The organism is Infirmifilum sp., from assembly GCF_049970975.1.
GTDB classification, from domain to species: Archaea; Thermoproteota; Thermoprotei; order Thermofilales; family Thermofilaceae; genus Thermofilum; species Thermofilum uzonense.
Genome location: NZ_JBMFLX010000005.1, coordinates 25,500 through 45,464 on the forward strand (window position 1 = coordinate 25,500; position 19,965 = coordinate 45,464).

Sequence of the window (19,965 nt, forward strand, 5' to 3'; positions counted from 1 at the left end):
GGTAAAAAAGTTATAATTTTTCTTTTAAGGTTCGATACCAAGCTGTTTTAATTTCTCCTTGGTGGGGACGCCGTCAACCCATCCGCGTAGCTTGTAGTACTCGGCGAGCATCTTGTCTAGCTCAACGACTTGTCCTTTCACCGGACCCTCGGGCATCGGCTCATGAGTCAGGCGTTTAGGCAGAGTATCATCTTTGGCTGAGAACCCGTAATAGGACATTATGTAACGCTCTAGGTTGTATATCCTTTCCCCAATAGTCATAACATCATCTGTTGTAAAGTTGAAGCCAGCCACCGTGTTGAAGAGGTCGGCGTAGTCTTGAGCCCCCAGAGCGAATGTTACAAACAAACAGTTGACGGCGCTGTTAACAACGTCTGTAAGATCCTGGAATATCTTTACCCATTGCGCCTTACCCTCCGGAGTTAATGGGTCGATTTTCTGCGGCAAGCCGAGTATCTCGGGGGATATCGTGTATCCCGTGACGTGGCAGCCACCCCTGTTGGCAGTTGCATAATTCAGACCTATACCCTTAGCACCACGAGGATCATAGGCAGGCATTTCAAGTCCCTTTACGCTCATTGATAGCTCGGGAGCACCATACATCTCGGCTAGCCTCTTGCTTCCGAGTGCTAGCTTCGCCCCGAAGCCGGACTTATAAGCCGTTCTCCATATAGATTCCACTAAGGCTGCAGCATTCCCGAACCTTAGATCAATGCCTTGCAGGTCTTCTTCAGGGATATAGCCCTTCTCACGTAACTCCATTGCACAGGCTATCGTTGAGCCAAGCGATATAGGATCCATTCCCAGCTCGTCGCAGAGGTGGTTCGCCTTGATGACAGCAGCCAAGTCCATTACACCTGTAGTGTTGCCGAGAGCCCAGATGGATTCGTATTCAGGTCCTTCACTGTAGAGAATCTGGTAGGGGCCGCTCTCGACCTTAACCACTCGGCCGCATCCTATCTGGCATCCCCAGCATGGACGCCTTTTTATGAGAAAGGTTTTCGCAAGTGTTTCACCGCTTATCTTGTCTGCCTCAGGGTTGTAGCCGAACTGCCAGTTCTTATACGGGAGCATTCCAGCCTGGTTTATGATATTCACCAGCACGGCTGTACCATAAGTGGGTAGTCCCTCACCCGTCACGGGGTTCTTTTTCATTCGTTCTATCAGATTCCTTGATAGCTCTCTAAACTCATCCGGCTTAGCAACCTGGGGTTTCTCCTCACCAGCGACGACGATTGCCTTTAATTTCTTGCTCCCCATAACAGCTCCAAGACCCGTTCTACCGGCCGCCCTATGATCATCGTTCATTATATTAGCCATCAAAACGAGGTTTTCTCCAGCGGGACCTATGCAAGCAACGCTGACATTCTTAGCTTTCACCCTGTTCTTCAAGACACGTGTCGTATCAAAGACATTTCTACCCCAGATATCTGAGGCATCTTTGATCTCTGCATGTCCGTTGACGACCTCTAAGTATACTGGTTTCTCTGAGGCTCCCTCGACCACTATCATGTCGTAACCTGCGAACTTCATGTAGGGTCCGAACTCGCCTCCACTATTAGCACTTCCTACAGATCCGGTTAGTGGGGATCTGAGAGCCATGACGTGGTATCTTCCAGGTGAAGGTACTCCGGCAACCCCGGTGATAGGTCCCGTGGCGAAGATAAGTACGTTTTCTGGCCCTAAGGGATTAACGTCCTTTGGGGACATGCCTTTTGCCATGTATTCCTTCAGGTACCTGTAGTAGAGAAGATAGAGCGCGTATCCCTTACCTCCTATGTATTTCTCAGCCACCTGGGGGTCGATGGGTTCTGTTCGAATTGTTTTATCCGTTAAGTTTACAAAAAGAATTTTGCCTATGTATCCTCCTTTCATCTTGGTCATTACTATTTTTACAAATGTACAATAAATACTTTACGATATTTTTAAATAAAAATATCGAATAAAAATTATATATTTCTAAAGGCATAGTTTCCACAAAATACTTAACCCTGGTATAGTATTCTAAACGGATCGCATATGCTTGACTCAGGACTTCTCGCAGAGCTTGTGAACGCGCCCTCACCCTCAGGCTTTGAAGAGAGGGTACGCTCGTTGATTGTGAAGCGTCTACGCTCACTAGGGCTAGAACCCCTGATTGACAATATCGGGAACGTATATGTTATTCTTGGTGAAGACAAACCCTCCCTAATCCTGGCAGCCCACATGGACGAAGTAGGTGTCATGGTACGCTACATAGACGATAATGGTTTCATCAGATTCACAGCTCTCGGAGGCCTAAACCCGCTTTCAATAATAGGCCATGAAGTGATCCTCCTGGCTGGAGAAGACATGATTCCAGGAGTGATAGGATCCAACCCACCGCATATACAGGGGCAGCAGGCTCCTACGGCTCCCACAATAGAGGATCTGTTCATCGATATCGGAGCGTCCTCGCGTCAAGAGGTTTTGGACTACGGGATATCACCCGGTACACCCGGAACATTCCCCGGGAACTTCAAAGAAACAAAGAAACACGTCTTTGGTAAAGCGCTTGATGATAGAGTGGGTTGCTATGCCCTGCTTAAAGCTGTCGAAGATGTCTCACCGCCAGACCATGGTTCAGTAGTAGTGGCGTTTACAGTACAGGAGGAAGTTGGGTTGCGTGGGGCATCTGTCCTGGCAAAAAATCTTGAGCCAAACTTCGCAATAGCCGTTGAGGGAACGATTGCCAATGACGTGCCGTTATCCTCCCCAGACAAGGTGGTGACAAGACTGGGAGCAGGCCCTGCTATAAGGGTCATGGACAGAAGCATCATAGGTTCCCAAAGGCTTCTCAATCACATCAAGAAGCTTTTAGCAAAGAAGGATATTCCTTTCCAACTACAACTTTCACCCTACAGTGCCACGGACAGCGGTAGTTTCCTCCTTTGGGGGGCAGAGGTAACTGCTGTTTCTGTTCCAGTTAGATACATACATGCCCCCGTCTCTATGGCCCTTAAATCCGATATAGATTTCACGGTTCAGGCTTTAAAAGAGATTATTAGTGATCCTTTCCCTGTGTGAAACGATGCATACATCCTCCAGCATTATAGGTCCAGAGTCCCCGATACGTAGGGTTGTGATTTCCTCCCATATACTCAAGAGTTTCCAGGTAATAGAGGAAGAGAGGCTTGCTGTTCTAGGAGGAGATATCAAGGATGAAGAGACGCTAGTTAATGAGGTTAAAGAGATTAAGGGAATCTATTCAGCTGGTACTTTTCGAATAGATTTTCGGGAATGGTATGAAGCTGTACAAAGCTTCAAGATTAGAGGATTGAAATACATTGGAATTCTGCATAGTCATAGCTATGGTCGTCCCATACCCTCGCCACTAGACACCTTGAGGATGTCTGAGTGTCCCGGAGAGGTCTGGATCATAGTTTCCCCAAAAGGCATCAGGGCGTGGACTTATGACTCGCAGCTGCGGGAAATAGACCTAGTAATAGTCTAGTCTTCTACAAATTTCTTCTGCCTTGGCGAGATCCTCAGGAGTATTAAGGTTAAAGAACTCCAAATTAGGGTGTGGAGTTAAAGCGTTGATATCCACATATTTTGTCCTGAGTTTGGCTAGGAGCCAGGTGACGCTCTTCCCATAATTGTCAAGCCCGTTCAACGCTCGTATTAGAGCTTCACGCCTGTAAGACGCTATTAGAGGTTCCAGGTATCCGTTAGGCCATTTAGGTACGACAGCATCATAAAATGTCTCGAGATGTTTTAGAATATTTAAAATTGTTTCTGCTTTTAAGAACGGAACATCCGCGGGGAGAACGGCAAACGCGCTGGTAGTGGAGTTTCTCGCAGCAGTGTACAAGCCCACAATGGGGGCGGTCTCCCTTATTTCATCCACTGCTATAATAATCTCCCCCGGGATATTTGCCAACGCCGAGGAAACAAGTTCTTCCTGCTCCTTTGTGTGTACAACGACGATGATTTTCTCGAAGGCTGAGCTGAGACGCATGGCTAATGCTGCGAGAACAGGTTTATCGCAAATTCGTATCAATGGCTTATACATGCCTCCCAGTCTTTTCGCGAAGCCGCCTGCAAGTAGAGCAACCTCCACCCAAGGCACCTTTCTGCATGACAAATAAACAGTTATATTTAAAATATCACAATACCGACAAAAAGTGTGGAGCGATACGTAGAGAAGGCAGCTGGAGGCCTTATAGTTATCCTGGAGGTCTTTATTGCGCTTCTCTTAGCCTTAGCCGTTATTTTATCGCTGACAAAGCTTATCGGCGAGGCCGCCAAGCTGGCCACCGAGGCAGTCTTCGATAGACAGCACTTCGTGACTTTTCTCGATGAATCCCTGCTAATGATAGTAGCGGTAGATCTAATGCGTACACTGGTTGGAGGCATCATCGAGAAGAAAATCTCTGTGATTGTCGTACTTGAGGCGGCCCTAATATTCATTATTAGAGAGATAATTACGATGGAGCTAAAAATGGTCTCGGATATCAGGCTTATACTCTATATAGCAGTCTTTGCCTCATTGTTCGCGGCATGGGTCATTGCGCGGAGAGTGCAGGCTTCGACTCAAGGAGATGAAGTTTAATGCCCTAACTCCTTTTGGAATACCTCTTGAAAAGTTGTATAGGCCTCGGAACCATACAGACAAAAGATTATTCTCTTCACGTTCTTAAGCGAGGTATACATTTCCTTGAGTGTCTTAACAGCTATCATGGCACACCTCTCATAGGGATACCCGTAAATACCAGTTGAAATTGCAGGGAAAGCTATACTTTGCAGCCGGAGTTCTTCGGCTTTGAGCAAGGCATTTCTAAATGCGGATGCTAGCTTTGCGTCCCCATTTTCCTCTCCGAACCTCGGGCCCACAGCGTGTATTACGAATCTAGCCTTTAGCTTTCCGGCCCCCGTGACTGCAACCTGACCTGTCGGCACTGGACCATGTCTTTTCACGTACTCGTCACTCTCACGTTGTATCTCCTCACCCCCTTTTCTCACTATTGCGAGTGCCACGCCGCCTCCATGCTTCAAGAAGCTATTAGCGGCGTTTACGATGGCGTCAGCCACGACCTCAGTAAGGTCGCCCTCACATAATTCTACCGTGATTCCGTTAATATGGAAGACCCTTTGCGGCATACAGTATTATTTAATTTTTAGAGGTTAAAAACATGGGGTTGGGCTTGCCAGAGATTAAAATACCTGAGGGTTACACCCTGATAGTCTATGGTCCTGCCAAACTTAAGGTGCTCGAAGGAGTACTAAGGGTTTTCGGGGCAGAGTTTAGCGATGGACAAGAGTTTAACGTGGAACCCACCAGAGCCCTTCCCCTCTACGCGCATCAAAATGCTGTTATCAACGTTGAGTATGGTAGCTTCACCTTTCATATTGGAGATACCACTCCTGGGGAGTGGTACGAGCTCGCCGAGAAGCTTGCCAGCAGCAATATAAGGCGTGTTCTCGTAATTGGAGACGTCGATAGCGGGAAAACGTCCCTTGTGACCCTACTAGTGAACGTGCTTGCAAACAGGGGGAATAAAGTCGCAGTCATCGACGCGGATGTTGGCCAAAAAAGCATAGGTCCTCCAGGAACAATTGGTCTTGGTGTCACCGAGAAAAGCGTGTACTCTCTCTCTAGTATCCCGCTTTACGACGCATTCTTTACCGGCTCCAACTCTCCAGCATCGGTTATTCACAGGAGTATAGTTGGAGCCGCTCTTCTCGCTAGAAAAGCTGAAAAGTTGGTGGACAGGCTAATAATAGACTCTACGGGGTGGGTGACTGAAGGAGAAGGTCGAGAGCTCAAGTTCTTCAAGACCCTTATAACGGAACCCGATCTCGTAGTTCTTGTAGGAGCCCCCTCTCAACTCGTACAGATAGAACGTGAGCTGGAGGCTCTAGTCGAGATTGTTAGAGTACCTAAGCCTGCCTTTATAGCTAGCAGGGATAAACAGGATAGGAAGGAGTACCGACGATACATGTATAGCCGCTATTTTACAGGTGCCAGTGTTAAAAGTATCAGCTTGAACAATATAAGGACCGCTTATTCATATTTCCTTAGCGGGAGGCCTCTAGATTCTGAGGAAACCTTCAAGCTCCAGAGTATTTTGGGCGTAGAAGTACTATATGCTGAAAAAGCGGATGACTACCTAGGCGCCATTGTAGGGTCTTCTCCGATACCACAGGCCCTTGACTTTGCAAAAAACGCATTCTCTGTAAGGCATTTTAGGCTCCTTCAGGGATATGAGCTGTTACACAGCGTCGTGGGTTTCATGAGTAAAGAGCGGTACTGTGAAGGCATAGGAATAATAACAGGGTTCAACGCGCGGGAAAAGCGAGTCAGTGTCTTAACACCAGTAGAGAGAATCGATAACAAACTGTGGCTAATAGGCAGCCAGAAAGTGAACCCATTGTCCTTTGAGGAGGAGGCTGGGCTCGAAAAGTGGAGCTTATAAGTTACTTTATGCAGCGATAGGTATTCTTCAAGACCTTCTACTCCGCTGGCACGAATCTATCTTGCAGTTTTTTCAATACTTGTGGAAGGGTTGTGTATTCCATTTCCTCTGGCCCAAGCCTGTGTGGCATGAATGGACCATGTCTTCTCATATACTCTGCAATTTCAGTGGCCAACCTCCTTGTGTGCTCAAAGGCTGGATCATCGAATAAATCAACAGGGCCCTCTAGGTAACCATCATGAAGCTGAAAACCTAACCCAACCAACCTGGGAGGACCGTCGAAGCGTGTACACTTGGCATCGCGAAGACTCACAGGCATCAAGGGTCCTGTATGCGATCCCCTCATCCACCCTGATACGAGATGAGGAAAAGCAAAAGCCTCGAGGACCTCGCCTGTAGCTGGGAACCCATGCTGTGCCCTTACTACCAGGACGGGGTCATCCTTTCCCACATATCTTCCAGCAATTAGCGATAATCTAGTAACACTAGCTGTGGCAGCCACCTCGTTATCGCTTTTCCGCCATATCCTCCTAATAACATACCTACCTGGTGTACCGATGAGTGCCAAGAGATCATAGAGTTCCTCTGGGGCTTTCAGCTTGACGGCTTTGTGTTCAATAAGATCCAGGACTTCAAAGATGAAACCTTCATGCATCGTTGGGTCGATAACCAAACCCGCCGTATTGAAGGGATCAGCAAAGATTTTATACAGCTTGAGGTTCCAGGCCCCCGGCTCCGTCTTGTCAGCCGCAAACACTAGTAACGGCTCGCTTCTCCTTTCCTCAAATTCCATCTCAGCGACGCCGGGTCCAAGCCCACGCACGTTGCCCGAGAACGTATCACTGAGAAGATCCTGTCCAGCCCCGTAGAGCTTAAGTGGCTTGCTAATTTTCTCAGTAGCTTCTACAAAAACGTCCCAAGCAAGCTTGTGTATCTCAGGATTATTCTCACCCCTAGTATGAGTCATTAAAAGCTGAAGGTCGTCTCCTACGTGAAAGACATAGAAATCCCGTATTAACCCGGTTTCTTTTGCTTCGGCGAGCTTCTTCTTTGCTAGTTCTTCGTGTCCAGGATGTACAGTTATGTGTCCTGCCATGCCGCCGATATCCGCCTTTATAAGGGATACAGTAATTTTCATACTTAGTATTATTACTGAATAGGATACTTATAAAAATTCCTTACAATAAACTTCAAGAAAGAAACTATTCTAATATATTTTCTTCAAAATTCTCAGAATAGATTGCGAGATTTGTTTTAGGCGAAGCCGATAAATTTCACGGATATTGTCTTTTTTCCAAAATCCTAATAATTGCCTTGGAAGTCTCCACGGTGACAAATATTAAAGCTAAGACAATTAGGGCTTTTTCAAAGTCATCAATTGAGATCTTCGAGATGTTTAAGGCTGCTTGTACAATAGGAATGCTGAGCATCCCGAGTTGTATAACGAAGGACAGTATCAAGACTAAGATTAGAGTCTTATTGCGGAGCGGCGAGAGCTCATATATTGGTCTACGCAGGGATCTTAAGAGATAAGCTAGCAATAACTCTGTTAGGATCATGGTTGTGAAGAGCGTTGTGCGGGCCTCTACTTCGGGGATACCAAGATCTATGAGGTTCTTGAACAACAATGTCAGACTGATGGTTAGAATCAACGGTGTGGTTACCAGAAAACCGATGATTTCTTCTCGCGTAAAGATAGGAGAGTTGGGCTTACGGGGCTTTCTCTCTAATAAGTCGGGCTCGCCCGGCTCGAGGCTTAACGCTATTGCGGGTGCGCCATCTGTAATCAAATTAATCCAGAGCAGTTGTGTCGCTGTGAAGGGTATGGGGAGACCTAGGAAAGTTGCAAATAATGGTGTCAGCAACTCGGCTATGTTAGCGGATAATAAGTATATTAGATATTTTCTTATGTTCTCGAATATCTCGCGTCCTAGCTTAATAGCCTCTACAATTGTTGCAAAATTATCATCGGCTAAGACCATAGCTGCTGCCTCCTTCGCAACCTCACTGCCTGTGATACCCATAGCGATTCCTACATCGGCAGCCTTTAAAGCGGGGGCGTCGTTCACACCGTCACCCGTCATGGCTACGACGTGATTCTTTTTCTTCAGTGCTCTAACTATCCTTAATTTATGCTCGGGGGAAACTCGGGCAAACACCCTTATCTTCTCAACCATGTTCTCAAGATCATTGTCGTTGAGTTTCTCGAGTTCAGTTCCAGTAATCACCACATCGCCCTCATCGAGCAAACCAAGCTGCTTCGCGACGGTGACGGCTGTGAGCTTATGATCACCGGTTATCATAGCTACTTTGATACCGGCTCTTCGGCACGTTTCAAGAGCCGGATAGACTTCGGGGCGTGGAGGATCAATAAGGGCGGCAATACCTAAAAATATGAGATCCCCTTCATCCTCCTCCTTTATCACATTCTTCTCGGATGGGAAGAACTTCACGGCAAAAGCAATGTTTCTTAATCCTTGCCTTGCAAAATCATCGTTTACCTTCATTATCCTCTCACGAATATCCTCATTGATGTCAAAGAGCTTACCACTTGGCAACATTATTTTTGATGAGAGCTGAAGTATAATTTCAGTCGCACCCTTGACAAACATCACGTTGAACTCTCTCCATGGATGGAGGGTGCTCATTCTCTTTCTCTCAGACGAGAAGGGGATCTCGCCTATACGTTCAAGGCTCTGGTTAATGCCAGCCTTAAGAGCAAAAACCTTCAGAGCGCCTTCCGTAGTATCCCCCCTTACGGTCCACTTGGAGTCTTCCTGGACTAGCTGTGCATCATTATTGTTAAATGCATTAAGTAGGAGAAGCTCCAAAGCCTTGTTTTCTGAAATGTTAACGGGCTCTTTGTTGCTCAAGAGTTTGCCAACAGGCTGGTATCCCGTACCGGTAACCTCGATTTCCTGATCGAATATCCAGGCTTTAACAACGGTCATTTCTCCCTTCGTCATTGTGCCGGTTTTGTCGCTGCAAATGTAGGTTGTTGAGCCTAGTGTTTCGACTGCCGGGAGCTTGCGTACTATGGCTTTCCTCTTAGCCATCTTGTAAACTCCAATGGCTAGAGAACCTGTCACGATTACGGGTAAGGCCTCTGGGACAGCGGCCACAGCTAGGCTTACAGCCCAGAGAATTAAGTCTATGAGTCTCATTTTCCAGTAAAACATCCCCACGAGTGATACTATGGTTGCGACGATCACCATTAATATCAGGAGGACTTTACCAAGCATGTCAAGCTGTTTTTCTAGAGGGGTTTTCTCAGTTTTTACTTCTTGAAGAGACTCAGCTATCTTCCCTAGCTCAGTGTTTGTGCCTGTTGCTACAACAACGCCCTTCCCCTTCCCGTAGACGACAGCCGTCCCTGCGAAAACCATGTTAGTCCTTTCAGCTAGAGGAGTATCAACCTCCAAGATCCCAGTTTCCTTGTCGACAGGAGCAGACTCGCCGGTCAGAATTGCCTCATCCACGCGTAGATCCACAGTTTCTATTAGCCTTGCATCCGCTGCTATCTTGTCTCCAGCGCTTAAAACTATGATGTCTCCGGGGACAACTTCCTCGGAGCTAACCACCTTGATCACGCCATCTCTTATTACTGTTGCCTGGGGGGAAGACATCTTTTTCAACGCTTCCAGGGCTCTTTCCGCCCTATATTCCTGGTAAAACCCTAATAGCGCCCCGGCAAGCACTAGGACAATTATGACCACGGCGTCAAGCGTCTCCCCTATAAGGAGGGATAGAATTGTAGCAAAAAGTAATAGAGCCGTGAGAGGATTCTTAAATTGCTCAATGAATAGCTTTAAAGGGCTTACCTTTTTCTCCTCCTCGAGCCTGTTATAACCGTAAACTTCCAGCCTTCTGCGGGCCTCTTCCTGTGAAAGTCCACTAGGAGAAGTATCTAGCATCTTGAAGACTTCTTCAACTGGCATCGAGTGCCAATTTTTTTCACTGGACATTGGGGTACGACAAGAAGGTGAAGGGTATAGATATAAGGGTGACTCTAAGCCTAACAGTTTCAATTTTGTACGCGCAACGGATATCCCTAGTAAAGGTTAGGATTCTGTTCGACTATCTGGGTGGAGTAGCGGCTATTCTAGGGGTTAAAAACTATTCAAGAAAATAGGACCAACTCTTGGAGCATATTCCAGACTTCGGGAGAGAATAGTTGGCTCAATGCGTCTAGCCCTAGAGGTGAGGAATCCCTTTGAGGTATTGTGATCAAGCCCAATTTACTTTTGAACTCTTCCTCAAAGCTTAGAAGGATGTCCTTGTTTTGATTGCTCACCATGTTTACTATGAGCGCCTTTAAAGGAATTCCTGTGTCTTTAAGCTCAGCATATATCTTCCTTGCTACGTTTAAATCTATACGTAAGGGTCTTGAGACGAGGACAGCCCTATGTTCCTTGCTGCGAAGGAAGCTAAAAACGTCTTCGGCAAGCCTCCTCCAGGACTCAATGAGTACGAGAGGCTCGCTTTCCCCCCTCCTTATCTTGTCTAATACACCCTTTACTTTCAGGTATAGCTTAGCAGCCTCGCCAAGATGGTCATAGAATTCTTTCTCGATTCTGAGCATTCTGATACCACCCCCTGTTGCCATCGTATCCCAGACTACAACATCGACGTTCATCGTTGAGAATCTATGCCATACATAGTACAGGGTGAACTCTTCAACTATTCCTGGCGCCCTAGCAACGTAATCAATTATTTCGCGATCCACAGGGAATATGCTGGAGGCAACCCTGTATACCTCTTCTCCGAACCTTTCCTTCCATAGTTCAACAATTTTTTCCTCTGTTAGCTGTTCAACTATAAGTCCCCTGGAAACCTCCTTTGGGCCATCTGAGAGATCCACGTCCAGTACATCTGATAACGAGGGTACAAAGTCTGTCGAAATGAGATAAACTCTGAAGCCCTTTTGTGCCAGTCTTAATGCGAAAGCCGACGAGAGGGTTGTTTTCCCTACGCCCCCCTTCCCCCAAAAGCTAACCAGGACAGGCACACGGAAAGAATGATATAGAAAACTATATGTTTTTTCTTTTATACAGCCTCATGCTTAAATATCCATATGAGTCCTTTTACCCCGTGAGCTTGTGGGATACACTGGAGGCTGCTAAATGGTTAACGCGTACAGGTTGGATGATGCGCGGTATTCCCGGCTCAGACGCTGAAACAGTCTCACAACACTCGTGGGAGGCTGCTGTTATCGCATTCCTCATAGCCTCTAGGACGAAAAGTAGAGGAGTGGAAGTAAACCCTTACAGAGCTGCCACCATAGCACTTTTTCATGACCTCCTTGAAGGTATTATAGGGGATATACCAAGATACGTAGGAAGCCTTCTAGGAGAAGTCAAAAACGATCTCGAGAGGAAGGCGCTCAGGGAACTACAGGTGGATTTAGAAGTTAAAGAGATGATTGAGGAGTGGTTGAGTAAGAGATCAATCGAGTCTAGAATCGCACATGTGGCAGACGCGGTTGCCACTTATCTTCAAGCTCTTAGATACATGCGTAACAGTTATCCACGTGTCGAGGAAATAGCACAATCAATGCGTAGCAAGGCAATAGAGGAGGCTAAAGGTTCAGTATTTGAAGACATAACAATGGGTTTGATTTTAGAAATTGAAAAGGCCGTACCATAGAAAATTTTCTTAAAAAGTTTACCTTAAATTTTACAAGTTGAATTCTAAAGCATCTTTATAAAGCAATGCTTTTATTCTATTTCTTGTAGGAGGTAAGAGGTTTAAAATGGACGAAAAGGACATCACAATATTACGCCTGCTAATCGAGAATGCGAGATTGCCTTTAACCAAGATAGCCGAGAAAGTAGGCATAACAGATGTAGCGGTGAAAAAGAGAATAAAGAAGCTTGAAAAAGACGGAATAATCAAAAAATACACGATAGTAGTCGAGCCAAAGAAGGTGGGCTACAACGGTGTTGCTCTTGTAGGCGTAGACACCGAGCCGGACAAGGTTCTCTCGACAGCTAATGAGCTTTCAAAGAAGGAATACACAACGTCAGTCTTCATCACTACTGGGGACCACATGATTATGGTGGAGATCTGGGCCAAATCCGCAGAAGAATTGATGAATATCATTGAAGACATTGGAAAAATGGAGGGGGTCAAGAAGGTATGTCCTGCTATAGTCCTCGACAGGGTAAAGTAGCCGCCTCTTCAATGCTCGAAAGCTTTCCTCAAGAGTAAGACAAGCCTGGCTTGTACCCTTAGACGTGTAAAGGAGGAGTCACTTACCAGTACTCCTTTCTCCCTTAGACGGCCAAGTACTGTTGAGAATTCTTCTAGGCTCATCCCCAGAGCTCGGCAAGCCTCCTCCGGATTCTTGCTTGTGGCAAGTGAACGTATAACCCCTAATTCCTTTTCACTCAAATCCTTAAAGTTGACGTCTAGAAGTTTATCGAGTGAGTTAAGTATAGCTTCCTCCATTACAGCCATTAACTCCTCGGTTGAGATAAAGTGTAAATAATCCGGGATAAGAATGACTTCTACCTTTAACTCGTTCGCGTATGCCTCCGCGCTCTTATCCGCGAAGCCCCGAGCAACTACCAAGGGCTTAGCGCCTATAAGCTGTGCATTAGCAAAGGCCTGTCTTATATCGGTGGTTGATATTCTTCCCGATTTGACCTCAACTGCATACAAATCGTTGTTTTTCCTTGCTAAAGCGTCTATTTCCGCAACTTCTACACCCGAACGGGTTATTCTGTGTCTATATTCTTGTATCTCGAAGCCCAAACTTTCCAGTATGTGAAACGCGAGCAACTCCGTCCAGAATCCTCTCCTCGAACTCATAGAACCTCCCACATACTAGCTAACATCCTCCTAACATCCGTGATGGACACAAACTCACCATAATCAACGTTTCTCATTTCTTGAAGCCTTAAACGTGCGAGACTTGGTTGGAACCTCCATAAGGATAGCTCCCAAAAAATGTCCCATGGAACAATCATAGAGTAGTATCTTCTGAAATGGGTTCTGGCAGAGTCCTCGAGGAATCCTTCGTCTTCAACCTCTTGATTCTTAGATGCTTGGATCTCGTACAGCCCTCTATACGGGCAAAACCTGCACGAGACGCGGGGTATTCCTTGTAGATAGTGAGGATGTACAAGATGATGCTCCTTCACTATCTTTGCCGTCTCGGCAGCTGAGAAATCATAAATGAGATTCAATGTCTTTCCATTTATGAAACTCGTTTTAATGGCCATGTTTTTCAATTTTTTCATTCTCTTACCCGATTCAAGCATTCGATCACCCTTAGCCTCGAAGTCAGCTTTAAGCTCTTTACGGGCCTCTCGGAGCGCTTTTGACTTCAAGTAGGTACACCACCGGTCTCCCCTCTTTGGAAGACTATCACGTTGTAGAAAGTACCTGATCATTCCTCGATCCGCTTCCTTGTAATAGAAAGGCACCCCGATCCTCTCGGCTACTCTCTCCGCGAAGGATATGTTTTCCAGGGGCTCTAGATAAGGCATATGAACGTAAACGGCAATTAAATTGAACCTTATCTTTTCTCTTAGTCTGTCTAGAAGAATGAGTTGGGCGGTGCTGTCCTTACCTCCGCTCAGGTCGGCCATAACTGTTTTTCCCTCCAATACTCTTCCGAGTTGCTCTTGTGCCTCAACTAGACGTTTTTCTAGGAAATTTTCTCGTAACTCTAAGTGCAGTGGCATGGGGTCTTCATAAACCGCTTTAAGGAAATTGCTGTTACCTAAGGTTCTGAATCCTAGCTCGCCACTCCACAGGTAATGAGTTACCTTATTGTCCCAAAGAAGCTCTACATAGTCTCCAAAGGTTCTAATGTAATGAGTCCTGCGTAAACCCTGAAAAACCGGGTAGGCCTCCATCATGATTTGCTCTTAAAAAATCATGGCACTTTGCACAAAAACCTGTCTACGGCTTTCTTAAAGTTAAAGTCATAAAAACTGTTGAAAATAGAAAAATAGCTAAATTATTTCTACTCTTACCTTTCCTTCAAGCTTTTTCTTAAACATCTCTGCGTCCGCAGTAGAGCCAACTATTACGCCATAGTGCATTGGTACTGCAATCTTCGGCTCAATGTCCAGCGCAGCTTTTACTGCTTCCTCAGCTGTCATGACATAGGTACCGCTCACCGGAAGCAATGCGATGTCAACCTTTCCCTTCAGATCCTTCATCTCCGGAATATAATCTGTGTCTCCTGCATGGTATATGCGAATGCCACCAATGCCTATAATGACTCCTATACCTTTGTAGTCCCTAGGATGAAAGCGTTTCCCGATATTATAGGCAGGGACAGCTTCAATAGTGACACCTTTAACCTCGATCTTATTTCCAGGTTCCAGCAGGTGATGAGTAAAGCCAAGCTTCTCTATTTTTGATTTGCAGTTAACGCTCGCGACTATAACTCCTTCCCGTTTAGAGACCTTATGCACGTCTTCGGGGCTACAATGATCATAGTGGTCATGAGTACAGATGATAATATCACCATCTCTGAATTCCTTTTCTATCTCGAATGGGTCAACATATATTGTAATTCCACTTCCCGAGATCTTAAACGCCGCATGGGATAGATGCTCTATAAGAACACCTTGAAATTCCAGTTGGCCCATATAATTCTAATACTTTGCAAGGTTATTTTAAGCTTGTTCTCTCAAGGACTTGTTATCTGGTATCCGCGGGCCTAGCTAGAAGTTTCCCAGTAAACCTCGTAATGTCTCCTGACCCTTAGCAGTTATCTTCATTAGTTGGGTTTCAGGTTGCTTTGAAAAAACTAGCGTAGCATCAAAGAATCTATTGAGGATTAGGCCTAAGCTTGTTACTCGACCTTGAAAAGGGGTTCTCCCTGCTTAACGACGTCTCCTTCCCTGGCATATATCTCTACAACCATGCCCTCGTTATTTGACTTTACTTCTACGAGTGTCTTCATGGCCTCAATCACGGCGAGGACATCTCCTGGACCCACATGATCACCTTTACTCACCGTTATTCGCGCAACTTTTCCAGTAATGGGAGACGAGATAACGCCCTTACCTAGGGGTGGTGACTCGACTTTCTTGACTACTCCTGTCTGGAGCACTGAGAGGAGTGTTTCCAAAGAGCCTTTACCCTCCTCAACCTCAACTTCAACCTCAAAGGCTTCGCCGTCAAGTATTACTAGAAATTTTTTCTTCATAGTGGTCACCCGAAACAAGTAACATCGTTTTCAAACAAGTCTAACTTCCTGGAAAGTCTCCACGCGCTGATTGGACGGCTCTCCTCAATAATTATTGTCTTCTCTTTTGATTTTTCTTTAATTCGCAGAAACGCCAGTACCGCGGCTAAGATCACAGCACGCTTAGAGGACTCCATGCGCTACACCGGCGGGACTCCATGCTTGCGCGGCGGCCTCGGCTGTTTTTCCCTTTTATCCATAAGGAATGTTAGAAGCTTGTAAAGGTAGGCACGCGTTTCTCGAGGGACAATAACGTCGTCAACATATCCTCTGCTGGCGGGCACATATGGATTAGCGATCTCGTTACGGTATTTTTCAACGAATGTTTTTGCGAGCTCCTCGGGGTTCTCGGCGCTCTCTAGCTCTTTCTTGTATATTATCTCTATGGCGCCCTCAGGGCCCATCACTGCTATCTCGGCTGTTGGCCAAGCTAAAACGAAGTCCGCACCTAGATGCTTGCTTCCCATAGCAATGTATGCTCCTCCGTAAGCCTTCCTGAGTATAACTGTTATTTTAGGTACCGTAGCATCCGCATATGCATAGATGATTTTTGCACCATGCCTTATCACGCCGTGATGTTCCTGAAAGCTTCCGGGCAAAAACCCAGGAACATCAACAAAGGTGATGATCGGGAAATTAAAAGAGTCGCAAAATGTAACGAATCTGCTGATCTTATCGGAGGAGTCTATATCAAGGCTGCCGGCCATAACTGCAGGCTGGTTCGCTACGACGCACACACCATGCCCTCCAAGCCGGGCGAAGCCCACAACAGCGTTTTGAGCAAAGTTCGCGTGCACCTCCAGGAAGCTTTCATAATCGAAAACTCTACCGATAATCTCTCTAACATCATAGGGCTTTGCTGGGTCCTCTGGAACAATTGAATCGAGCGTAGGATCCTCCCTGTAAGGAGAGTCTTTAGTCTCGAGAAAAGGAGGATCTTCAGCGTTATTACTTGGAAGGTAGCTGATGAGTTTCTTGATTAGATTTACAGCCTCTCTGTCGTCTTCAACTACGAAGTGTGCAACCCCACTCTTTGAAGCATGAACCTCAGCTCCCCCAAGCTCTTCCGTCGAGATATCCTCACCAATCGAGGCTTTCACAACTTTCGGTCCCGTTATGAACATGTAGCTTTTCCTCGTCATGATGATGAAATCCGCTAAAGCTGGACTGTAAACTGCTCCTCCAGCACAAGGACCCAGTATTGCGACTATCTGCGGAACAACACCGCTGGCCATAACGTTCCTATAGAAGATATCTCCGTAGCCTTTAAGGGAATCAACACCCTCCTGTATGCGCGCGCCGCCCGAATCGTTAAGTCCTATTACCGGGATGCCCAGCTTCACGGCTGTCTCAATTGTTCTGGCTATCTTGTAGGCATGCATCTCTCCTACGCTTCCACCCATAAAGGTGAAGTCCTGAGCATACACTGCCACACGTCTACCATTAACGGATCCCAGCCCAGCAATTACACCGTCGCCATAAGCTTTCCTTAACTCCATTCCGAAACCAGTTGCTCTATGGAGAACATACCTCCCGATAGGGATGAGTGAGTCAGGATCGAGTAGCAAGTTTAGCCTTTCTATAACTGTAAGCTTTCCCTGCTCGTGCAACGTCCTCGCTCGCTCCTCGCTCACGCGTTGAGTCTCACTTCTTCTTCTAAGAAGATCCTCTATTCTACTTGGCATGAAAACACCTGGAAGGCTCTAGGAAAGCTCTAAGACCCACACCTCAAACTCTCCGCCACCAACGCGAACCTTTACTTGTTCAGCGCCCTTCCTAACCGCCTCCAAAACCATTCCCAGGTGTCTTTGAATCCTAGCGACTGCCTCGAGCCAGTCTCCATTAGCAAAGCGAAGCGTGGATGGAACCCTTAGCGCTCTTAGATCGCTTTCATTAATGCCGTTCAACTGTTCTAGGGGGTAAGCTTCTCCGCTTTTCAAAACCTGTTTTCTTCTAATGCTTCCCCTTAACCCGCGAACCGAGATATATGCCCTTCCCGTAGTTTTCAAAGTTACCCTCTCTTTAGCAAAGTAGGCTGCCCAGGGCTCGACTCTCCTACCGTCGACATATACCTCTGAATCCCCCGCGAAAGCGACGAGCGTTTTAGAGTCAAACTCTAGTTCAAGCTCCCCAGTTTTTACCTCGAAGGCGGGTCCCGTTAAACTGTTAAGGGCAAGTGCATTGGAAACCGCATGTGCAAATTTGTCATGGGAAGCCAAGGGATTCGGTGAAATGAATGCACCCAGGGCTCTCTGTACTACGATCATCATACAATCTCACACCGCTTGGTCTTTGCTACATATTGTACGGTATTTAAGCTTTGCCGATTAGGCATTCAACAATCGACGAAGTTTCCTTTTTAGACTACCCAGTCCTGCAGGTCTTTTCGGCCCAGGACAACGACCCTTATAAGGCCTGCTAGAAGAATGGTAAACCATAGAGGTTGGTAAACAAGAAAGTAGACTGGATAAAGGTATACATAGGACTTCATGCCGACGTATTTGGATGCTATGTAATGCCACAGCATGAAGAAGCCTAGTGTTACCATGAGAGGAATAAGATACACGACCTGTAAGTTCACCGAAATCAGGGTTGCAAAGGGTATTACTTGGCTAACAAGTGATGACATGTAGAGCAGGAGAAGGTAGAACCCCTTCAGGATGGTATAATTATAAAGGAAGAAGGGAAGTACACTAGAGACGATCGATGGCAGGGAAAGTATGAGTCCAGGAATTATCACGTGAGGCATTTTAACTAACGCCTCAAAACCCACCTTATAGTATTTCTCTAGCCAATCCGCTACGCCCACAGCCCACCTCTTCCGCTGTTTGAACCATTTCCTAAGAGATTCCGGAGGGTAATTTAAAACATATGTTGTCTCGATGTATCCGTATCTATGCCCCCTAAGAAAGCTCCTAATGGCAAGGTCAAAATCTTCCGAGATAATGGGTCTAAAAAGACCTAACTCCTCAAGCGCTTTGCGTTTGATGGCAAAGGCAGCCCCATTAACAGCAACTGTTCTCTGAGCAAGACGTGCCATAAGCTTACTAGCAAAATTCACTGCGGTATACTCGATGTAAATCATCTTACCTAGTAGGTTCTCTGCAACAATTACCTTCCTTATATCAGCGATATCATAGTTCCTCATCTCTTCCACGACTCTCTCAACAAAGAAGGGGTCGGCGATCTCAACATCATCGTCTAAAAATATGAGAATTTCGCCAGCAGACACTTTGATAGCCTTGTTTAATGCGTTAACCTTTCCCACTCTTTCTGAGTTTAAAATAAATTTAACATTTGAACTCTTTAACCGAGACACTTCTTTAACTATACTCTCTGAAGGTTCATCTATCGCAACAACTACCTCGAGTCTGGGATAATTATTGCTAAGCAAGTCCCTAACAAGTTTTACGAGCCTATCGCTTCCCCGAAACGAAGGTATTATTACACTTACGGGAAGAATCTCCTTAAAAACAGACTCCTCGACCACGACCTCCCTAGCAGACACATCCAATCCAAACTTACCCTCAATAAATCCTTTTTTATGTGGCTCTTGAGCAATGATCGATAGCACACCCTACTTATGATGTTAGTTATTTAAGACGACTATCACTACAATCTGGGCATGCATCCCCGATGACTAACCCCTTTAATCTAGAAATACTTTCCAGGTTAATCCTAGAGTTAGCTAGAAGGGATATATACAATAATGTTGGACGCGTCTTCATAAAAGATCTCCTCGATCAAGGATATACACGTGAAGAAATAACCGCAGCTATAACCAAGCTCAAGTCTCAGTATAAAATCGTCGTTATAGGAGAGTTAATAAAGGTGTATTTCTCCAGAGACAGCAATGTTCGAGTATAAGTGCATGCAGACCCCCATTGGCGAGCTCTGCTTCTTGTTAAAAGGCCACATGGTTCATGCTCTTCACAAGAGTGGAGTAGTTAATCCCCCGAAGAACGCTGAAGCAGGCATACATGCCTCACTCCTCGAAGAGGAGCTCCACGAATACTTCCAGGGTATAAGAAGATCGTTCAGTTTCAAACCAGTTGTTACGGGGTCCACGGTCAGGATTAGAGTGCTGCAAGAAGTAATGAGAATTCCCTATGGAAGGTTAACCACGTACAAGGCTATTGCTGAAAAAGCTTCAACGACTCCCAGGGTTGTTGCTAGCGTTCTCAGAAGTAATCATGTATTGCTACTTATACCTTGCCACAGGGTAATATCTTCCACAGGAGACATTGGCGGCTACGTACTTGGAAGAGAAACGAAGAAATACCTCTTAATGCTCGAGAAAGCTCTATAAGTGAGTTT

Annotated in this window: 23 protein-coding genes; 9 read left to right on the top strand and 14 right to left on the bottom strand. The window is 46.0% G+C overall.

From position 1 onward, the window contains the following. Positions 1-24 precede the first annotated feature (24 nt). A complete protein-coding gene (locus ACP5KC_RS02030) occupies positions 25-1,875 on the bottom strand; it encodes an aldehyde ferredoxin oxidoreductase family protein (protein WP_052884840.1) in 1,851 nt (616 codons plus the stop codon). A gap of 144 nt (positions 1,876-2,019) precedes the next feature. Here ACP5KC_RS02030 and ACP5KC_RS02035 point away from each other — a divergent pair, with 144 nt between their 5' ends. Next, positions 2,020-3,045 carry a hypothetical protein gene (locus ACP5KC_RS02035; protein ID WP_273433917.1) on the top strand — a complete coding sequence of 342 codons (1,026 nt, stop codon included), beginning with the start codon at positions 2,020-2,022 and terminating at the stop codon, positions 3,043-3,045. A 4-nt stretch (positions 3,046-3,049) separates the two neighbouring features. Next, positions 3,050-3,472 carry a Mov34/MPN/PAD-1 family protein gene (locus tag ACP5KC_RS02040; protein ID WP_273433915.1) on the top strand — a complete coding sequence of 141 codons (423 nt, stop codon included), beginning with the start codon at positions 3,050-3,052 and terminating at the stop codon, positions 3,470-3,472. Here ACP5KC_RS02040 and mobA read toward each other — a convergent pair. Further along, on the bottom strand, positions 3,458-4,081 hold the full coding sequence (gene mobA / locus ACP5KC_RS02045) for a molybdenum cofactor guanylyltransferase (RefSeq protein ID WP_273433913.1): 624 nt from the start codon (positions 4,079-4,081) through the stop codon (positions 3,458-3,460). The genes ACP5KC_RS02040 and mobA overlap by 15 nt on opposite strands. 66 nt (positions 4,082-4,147) lie before the next feature. On the opposite strand from mobA, the gene ACP5KC_RS02050 reads away from it, so the two are divergent. After that, complete coding sequence (locus ACP5KC_RS02050; protein ID WP_052883415.1) at positions 4,148-4,573, top strand: phosphate-starvation-inducible PsiE family protein; 426 nt, start codon at positions 4,148-4,150, stop codon at positions 4,571-4,573. On the opposite strand, the gene ACP5KC_RS02055 is transcribed toward ACP5KC_RS02050, so the two are convergent. Then, complete coding sequence (locus tag ACP5KC_RS02055) at positions 4,570-5,121, bottom strand: ADP-ribose-binding protein (RefSeq protein ID WP_428286780.1); 552 nt, start codon at positions 5,119-5,121, stop codon at positions 4,570-4,572. The two genes, ACP5KC_RS02050 and ACP5KC_RS02055, sit on opposite strands and share 4 nt — an antisense overlap. Positions 5,122-5,153: 32 nt before the next feature. Between ACP5KC_RS02055 and ACP5KC_RS02060 the strand changes: the two genes are divergently transcribed. After that, positions 5,154-6,437, top strand: coding sequence for a Clp1/GlmU family protein (locus tag ACP5KC_RS02060; protein ID WP_273433911.1), 1,284 nt, complete (start codon positions 5,154-5,156; stop codon positions 6,435-6,437). A gap of 37 nt (positions 6,438-6,474) precedes the next feature. On the opposite strand, the gene fbp is transcribed toward ACP5KC_RS02060, so the two are convergent. Continuing rightward, positions 6,475-7,575: a fructose-1,6-bisphosphate aldolase/phosphatase gene (gene fbp, locus ACP5KC_RS02065; RefSeq protein WP_052883418.1), complete on the bottom strand. Its 1,101-nt coding sequence runs from the start codon at positions 7,573-7,575 to the stop codon at positions 6,475-6,477. A 136-nt stretch (positions 7,576-7,711) separates the two neighbouring features. Continuing rightward, the gene (locus ACP5KC_RS02070) at positions 7,712-10,402 is read right to left on the bottom strand and encodes a cation-translocating P-type ATPase (RefSeq protein ID WP_273433907.1); all 2,691 of its coding nucleotides are present in this window, start codon (positions 10,400-10,402) and stop codon (positions 7,712-7,714) included. Here ACP5KC_RS02070 and ACP5KC_RS02075 point away from each other — a divergent pair. Further along, positions 10,402-10,569, top strand: coding sequence for a hypothetical protein (locus ACP5KC_RS02075; protein ID WP_273433905.1), 168 nt, complete (start codon positions 10,402-10,404; stop codon positions 10,567-10,569). The genes ACP5KC_RS02070 and ACP5KC_RS02075 overlap by 1 nt on opposite strands. Here the strand turns inward: ACP5KC_RS02075 and ACP5KC_RS02080 are convergent. Then, positions 10,558-11,445, bottom strand: coding sequence for an ArsA-related P-loop ATPase (locus tag ACP5KC_RS02080; RefSeq protein WP_273433903.1), 888 nt, complete (start codon positions 11,443-11,445; stop codon positions 10,558-10,560). The two genes, ACP5KC_RS02075 and ACP5KC_RS02080, sit on opposite strands and share 12 nt — an antisense overlap. 83 nt (positions 11,446-11,528) lie before the next feature. Between ACP5KC_RS02080 and ACP5KC_RS02085 the strand changes: the two genes are divergently transcribed. Together ACP5KC_RS02085 and ACP5KC_RS02090 are read left to right on the top strand one after the other, a co-directional pair. After that, the gene (locus ACP5KC_RS02085) at positions 11,529-12,083 is read left to right on the top strand and encodes an HD domain-containing protein (protein ID WP_273433901.1); all 555 of its coding nucleotides are present in this window, start codon (positions 11,529-11,531) and stop codon (positions 12,081-12,083) included. A 106-nt stretch (positions 12,084-12,189) separates the two neighbouring features. Beyond that, a complete protein-coding gene (locus ACP5KC_RS02090) occupies positions 12,190-12,609 on the top strand; it encodes an Lrp/AsnC family transcriptional regulator (protein WP_052883422.1) in 420 nt (139 codons plus the stop codon). Positions 12,610-12,617: 8 nt separating this feature from the next. Here ACP5KC_RS02090 and ACP5KC_RS02095 read toward each other — a convergent pair whose 3' ends face one another. From ACP5KC_RS02095 to ACP5KC_RS02130, 8 genes are all read right to left on the bottom strand, one after another. Then, complete coding sequence (locus ACP5KC_RS02095) at positions 12,618-13,250, bottom strand: hypothetical protein (protein ID WP_052883423.1); 633 nt, start codon at positions 13,248-13,250, stop codon at positions 12,618-12,620. Then, positions 13,247-14,305: a phosphoadenosine phosphosulfate reductase family protein gene (locus ACP5KC_RS02100; RefSeq protein WP_273433898.1), complete on the bottom strand. Its 1,059-nt coding sequence runs from the start codon at positions 14,303-14,305 to the stop codon at positions 13,247-13,249. The genes ACP5KC_RS02095 and ACP5KC_RS02100 overlap by 4 nt, the downstream gene beginning before the upstream one ends. A gap of 96 nt (positions 14,306-14,401) precedes the next feature. Next, the gene (locus ACP5KC_RS02105; protein WP_273433896.1) at positions 14,402-15,046 is read right to left on the bottom strand and encodes an MBL fold metallo-hydrolase; all 645 of its coding nucleotides are present in this window, start codon (positions 15,044-15,046) and stop codon (positions 14,402-14,404) included. A gap of 206 nt (positions 15,047-15,252) precedes the next feature. Further along, on the bottom strand, positions 15,253-15,609 hold the full coding sequence (locus ACP5KC_RS02110; RefSeq protein ID WP_191118608.1) for a biotin/lipoyl-containing protein: 357 nt from the start codon (positions 15,607-15,609) through the stop codon (positions 15,253-15,255). A gap of 5 nt (positions 15,610-15,614) precedes the next feature. Continuing rightward, a complete protein-coding gene (locus tag ACP5KC_RS02115; protein ID WP_191118609.1) occupies positions 15,615-15,785 on the bottom strand; it encodes a hypothetical protein in 171 nt (56 codons plus the stop codon). A gap of 3 nt (positions 15,786-15,788) precedes the next feature. Further along, positions 15,789-17,333, bottom strand: a complete 1,545-nt coding sequence (locus tag ACP5KC_RS02120) for an acyl-CoA carboxylase subunit beta (RefSeq protein ID WP_428286781.1) — start codon at positions 17,331-17,333, stop codon at positions 15,789-15,791. Positions 17,334-17,351: 18 nt separating this feature from the next. Next, positions 17,352-17,918 (bottom strand): hypothetical protein, encoded by a 567-nt coding sequence (locus ACP5KC_RS02125; RefSeq protein ID WP_191118610.1) that lies wholly within the window; start codon positions 17,916-17,918, stop codon positions 17,352-17,354. Between the two features lie 89 nt (positions 17,919-18,007). After that, entirely contained in the window at positions 18,008-19,156 is a 1,149-nt protein-coding gene (locus ACP5KC_RS02130; protein WP_424740290.1) for a glycosyltransferase, read from the bottom strand. Positions 19,157-19,284: 128 nt separating this feature from the next. On the opposite strand from ACP5KC_RS02130, the gene ACP5KC_RS02135 reads away from it, so the two are divergent. Together ACP5KC_RS02135 and ACP5KC_RS02140 are read left to right on the top strand one after the other, a co-directional pair. Further along, positions 19,285-19,515: a hypothetical protein gene (locus ACP5KC_RS02135; protein ID WP_273433889.1), complete on the top strand. Its 231-nt coding sequence runs from the start codon at positions 19,285-19,287 to the stop codon at positions 19,513-19,515. Further along, positions 19,502-19,957 (top strand): methylated-DNA--[protein]-cysteine S-methyltransferase, encoded by a 456-nt coding sequence (locus ACP5KC_RS02140; protein WP_428286782.1) that lies wholly within the window; start codon positions 19,502-19,504, stop codon positions 19,955-19,957. The genes ACP5KC_RS02135 and ACP5KC_RS02140 overlap by 14 nt, the downstream gene beginning before the upstream one ends. Positions 19,958-19,965: the final 8 nt, after the last annotated feature.

Coding starts and splice junctions, on each gene's coding strand:
- ACP5KC_RS02105 (WP_273433896.1), bottom strand. CDS start 15,046: ATGGGCCAACTGGAATTTCAAGGTGTTCTTATAGAGCATCTATCCCAT.
- ACP5KC_RS02100 (WP_273433898.1), bottom strand. CDS start 14,305: ATGATGGAGGCCTACCCGGTTTTTCAGGGTTTACGCAGGACTCATTAC.
- ACP5KC_RS02120 (WP_428286781.1), bottom strand. CDS start 17,333: ATGCCAAGTAGAATAGAGGATCTTCTTAGAAGAAGAAGTGAGACTCAA.
- ACP5KC_RS02125 (WP_191118610.1), bottom strand. CDS start 17,918: ATGATGATCGTAGTACAGAGAGCCCTGGGTGCATTCATTTCACCGAAT.
- ACP5KC_RS02115 (WP_191118609.1), bottom strand. CDS start 15,785: ATGGAGTCCTCTAAGCGTGCTGTGATCTTAGCCGCGGTACTGGCGTTT.
- ACP5KC_RS02035 (WP_273433917.1), top strand. CDS start 2,020: ATGCTTGACTCAGGACTTCTCGCAGAGCTTGTGAACGCGCCCTCACCC.
- ACP5KC_RS02040 (WP_273433915.1), top strand. CDS start 3,050: ATGCATACATCCTCCAGCATTATAGGTCCAGAGTCCCCGATACGTAGG.
- fbp (WP_052883418.1), bottom strand. CDS start 7,575: ATGAAAATTACTGTATCCCTTATAAAGGCGGATATCGGCGGCATGGCA.
- ACP5KC_RS02090 (WP_052883422.1), top strand. CDS start 12,190: ATGGACGAAAAGGACATCACAATATTACGCCTGCTAATCGAGAATGCG.
- ACP5KC_RS02060 (WP_273433911.1), top strand. CDS start 5,154: ATGGGGTTGGGCTTGCCAGAGATTAAAATACCTGAGGGTTACACCCTG.
- ACP5KC_RS02095 (WP_052883423.1), bottom strand. CDS start 13,250: ATGAGTTCGAGGAGAGGATTCTGGACGGAGTTGCTCGCGTTTCACATA.
- ACP5KC_RS02110 (WP_191118608.1), bottom strand. CDS start 15,609: ATGAAGAAAAAATTTCTAGTAATACTTGACGGCGAAGCCTTTGAGGTT.
- ACP5KC_RS02140 (WP_428286782.1), top strand. CDS start 19,502: ATGTTCGAGTATAAGTGCATGCAGACCCCCATTGGCGAGCTCTGCTTC.
- ACP5KC_RS02070 (WP_273433907.1), bottom strand. CDS start 10,402: ATGTCCAGTGAAAAAAATTGGCACTCGATGCCAGTTGAAGAAGTCTTC.
- ACP5KC_RS02055 (WP_428286780.1), bottom strand. CDS start 5,121: ATGCCGCAAAGGGTCTTCCATATTAACGGAATCACGGTAGAATTATGT.
- ACP5KC_RS02030 (WP_052884840.1), bottom strand. CDS start 1,875: ATGAAAGGAGGATACATAGGCAAAATTCTTTTTGTAAACTTAACGGAT.
- ACP5KC_RS02135 (WP_273433889.1), top strand. CDS start 19,285: ATGACTAACCCCTTTAATCTAGAAATACTTTCCAGGTTAATCCTAGAG.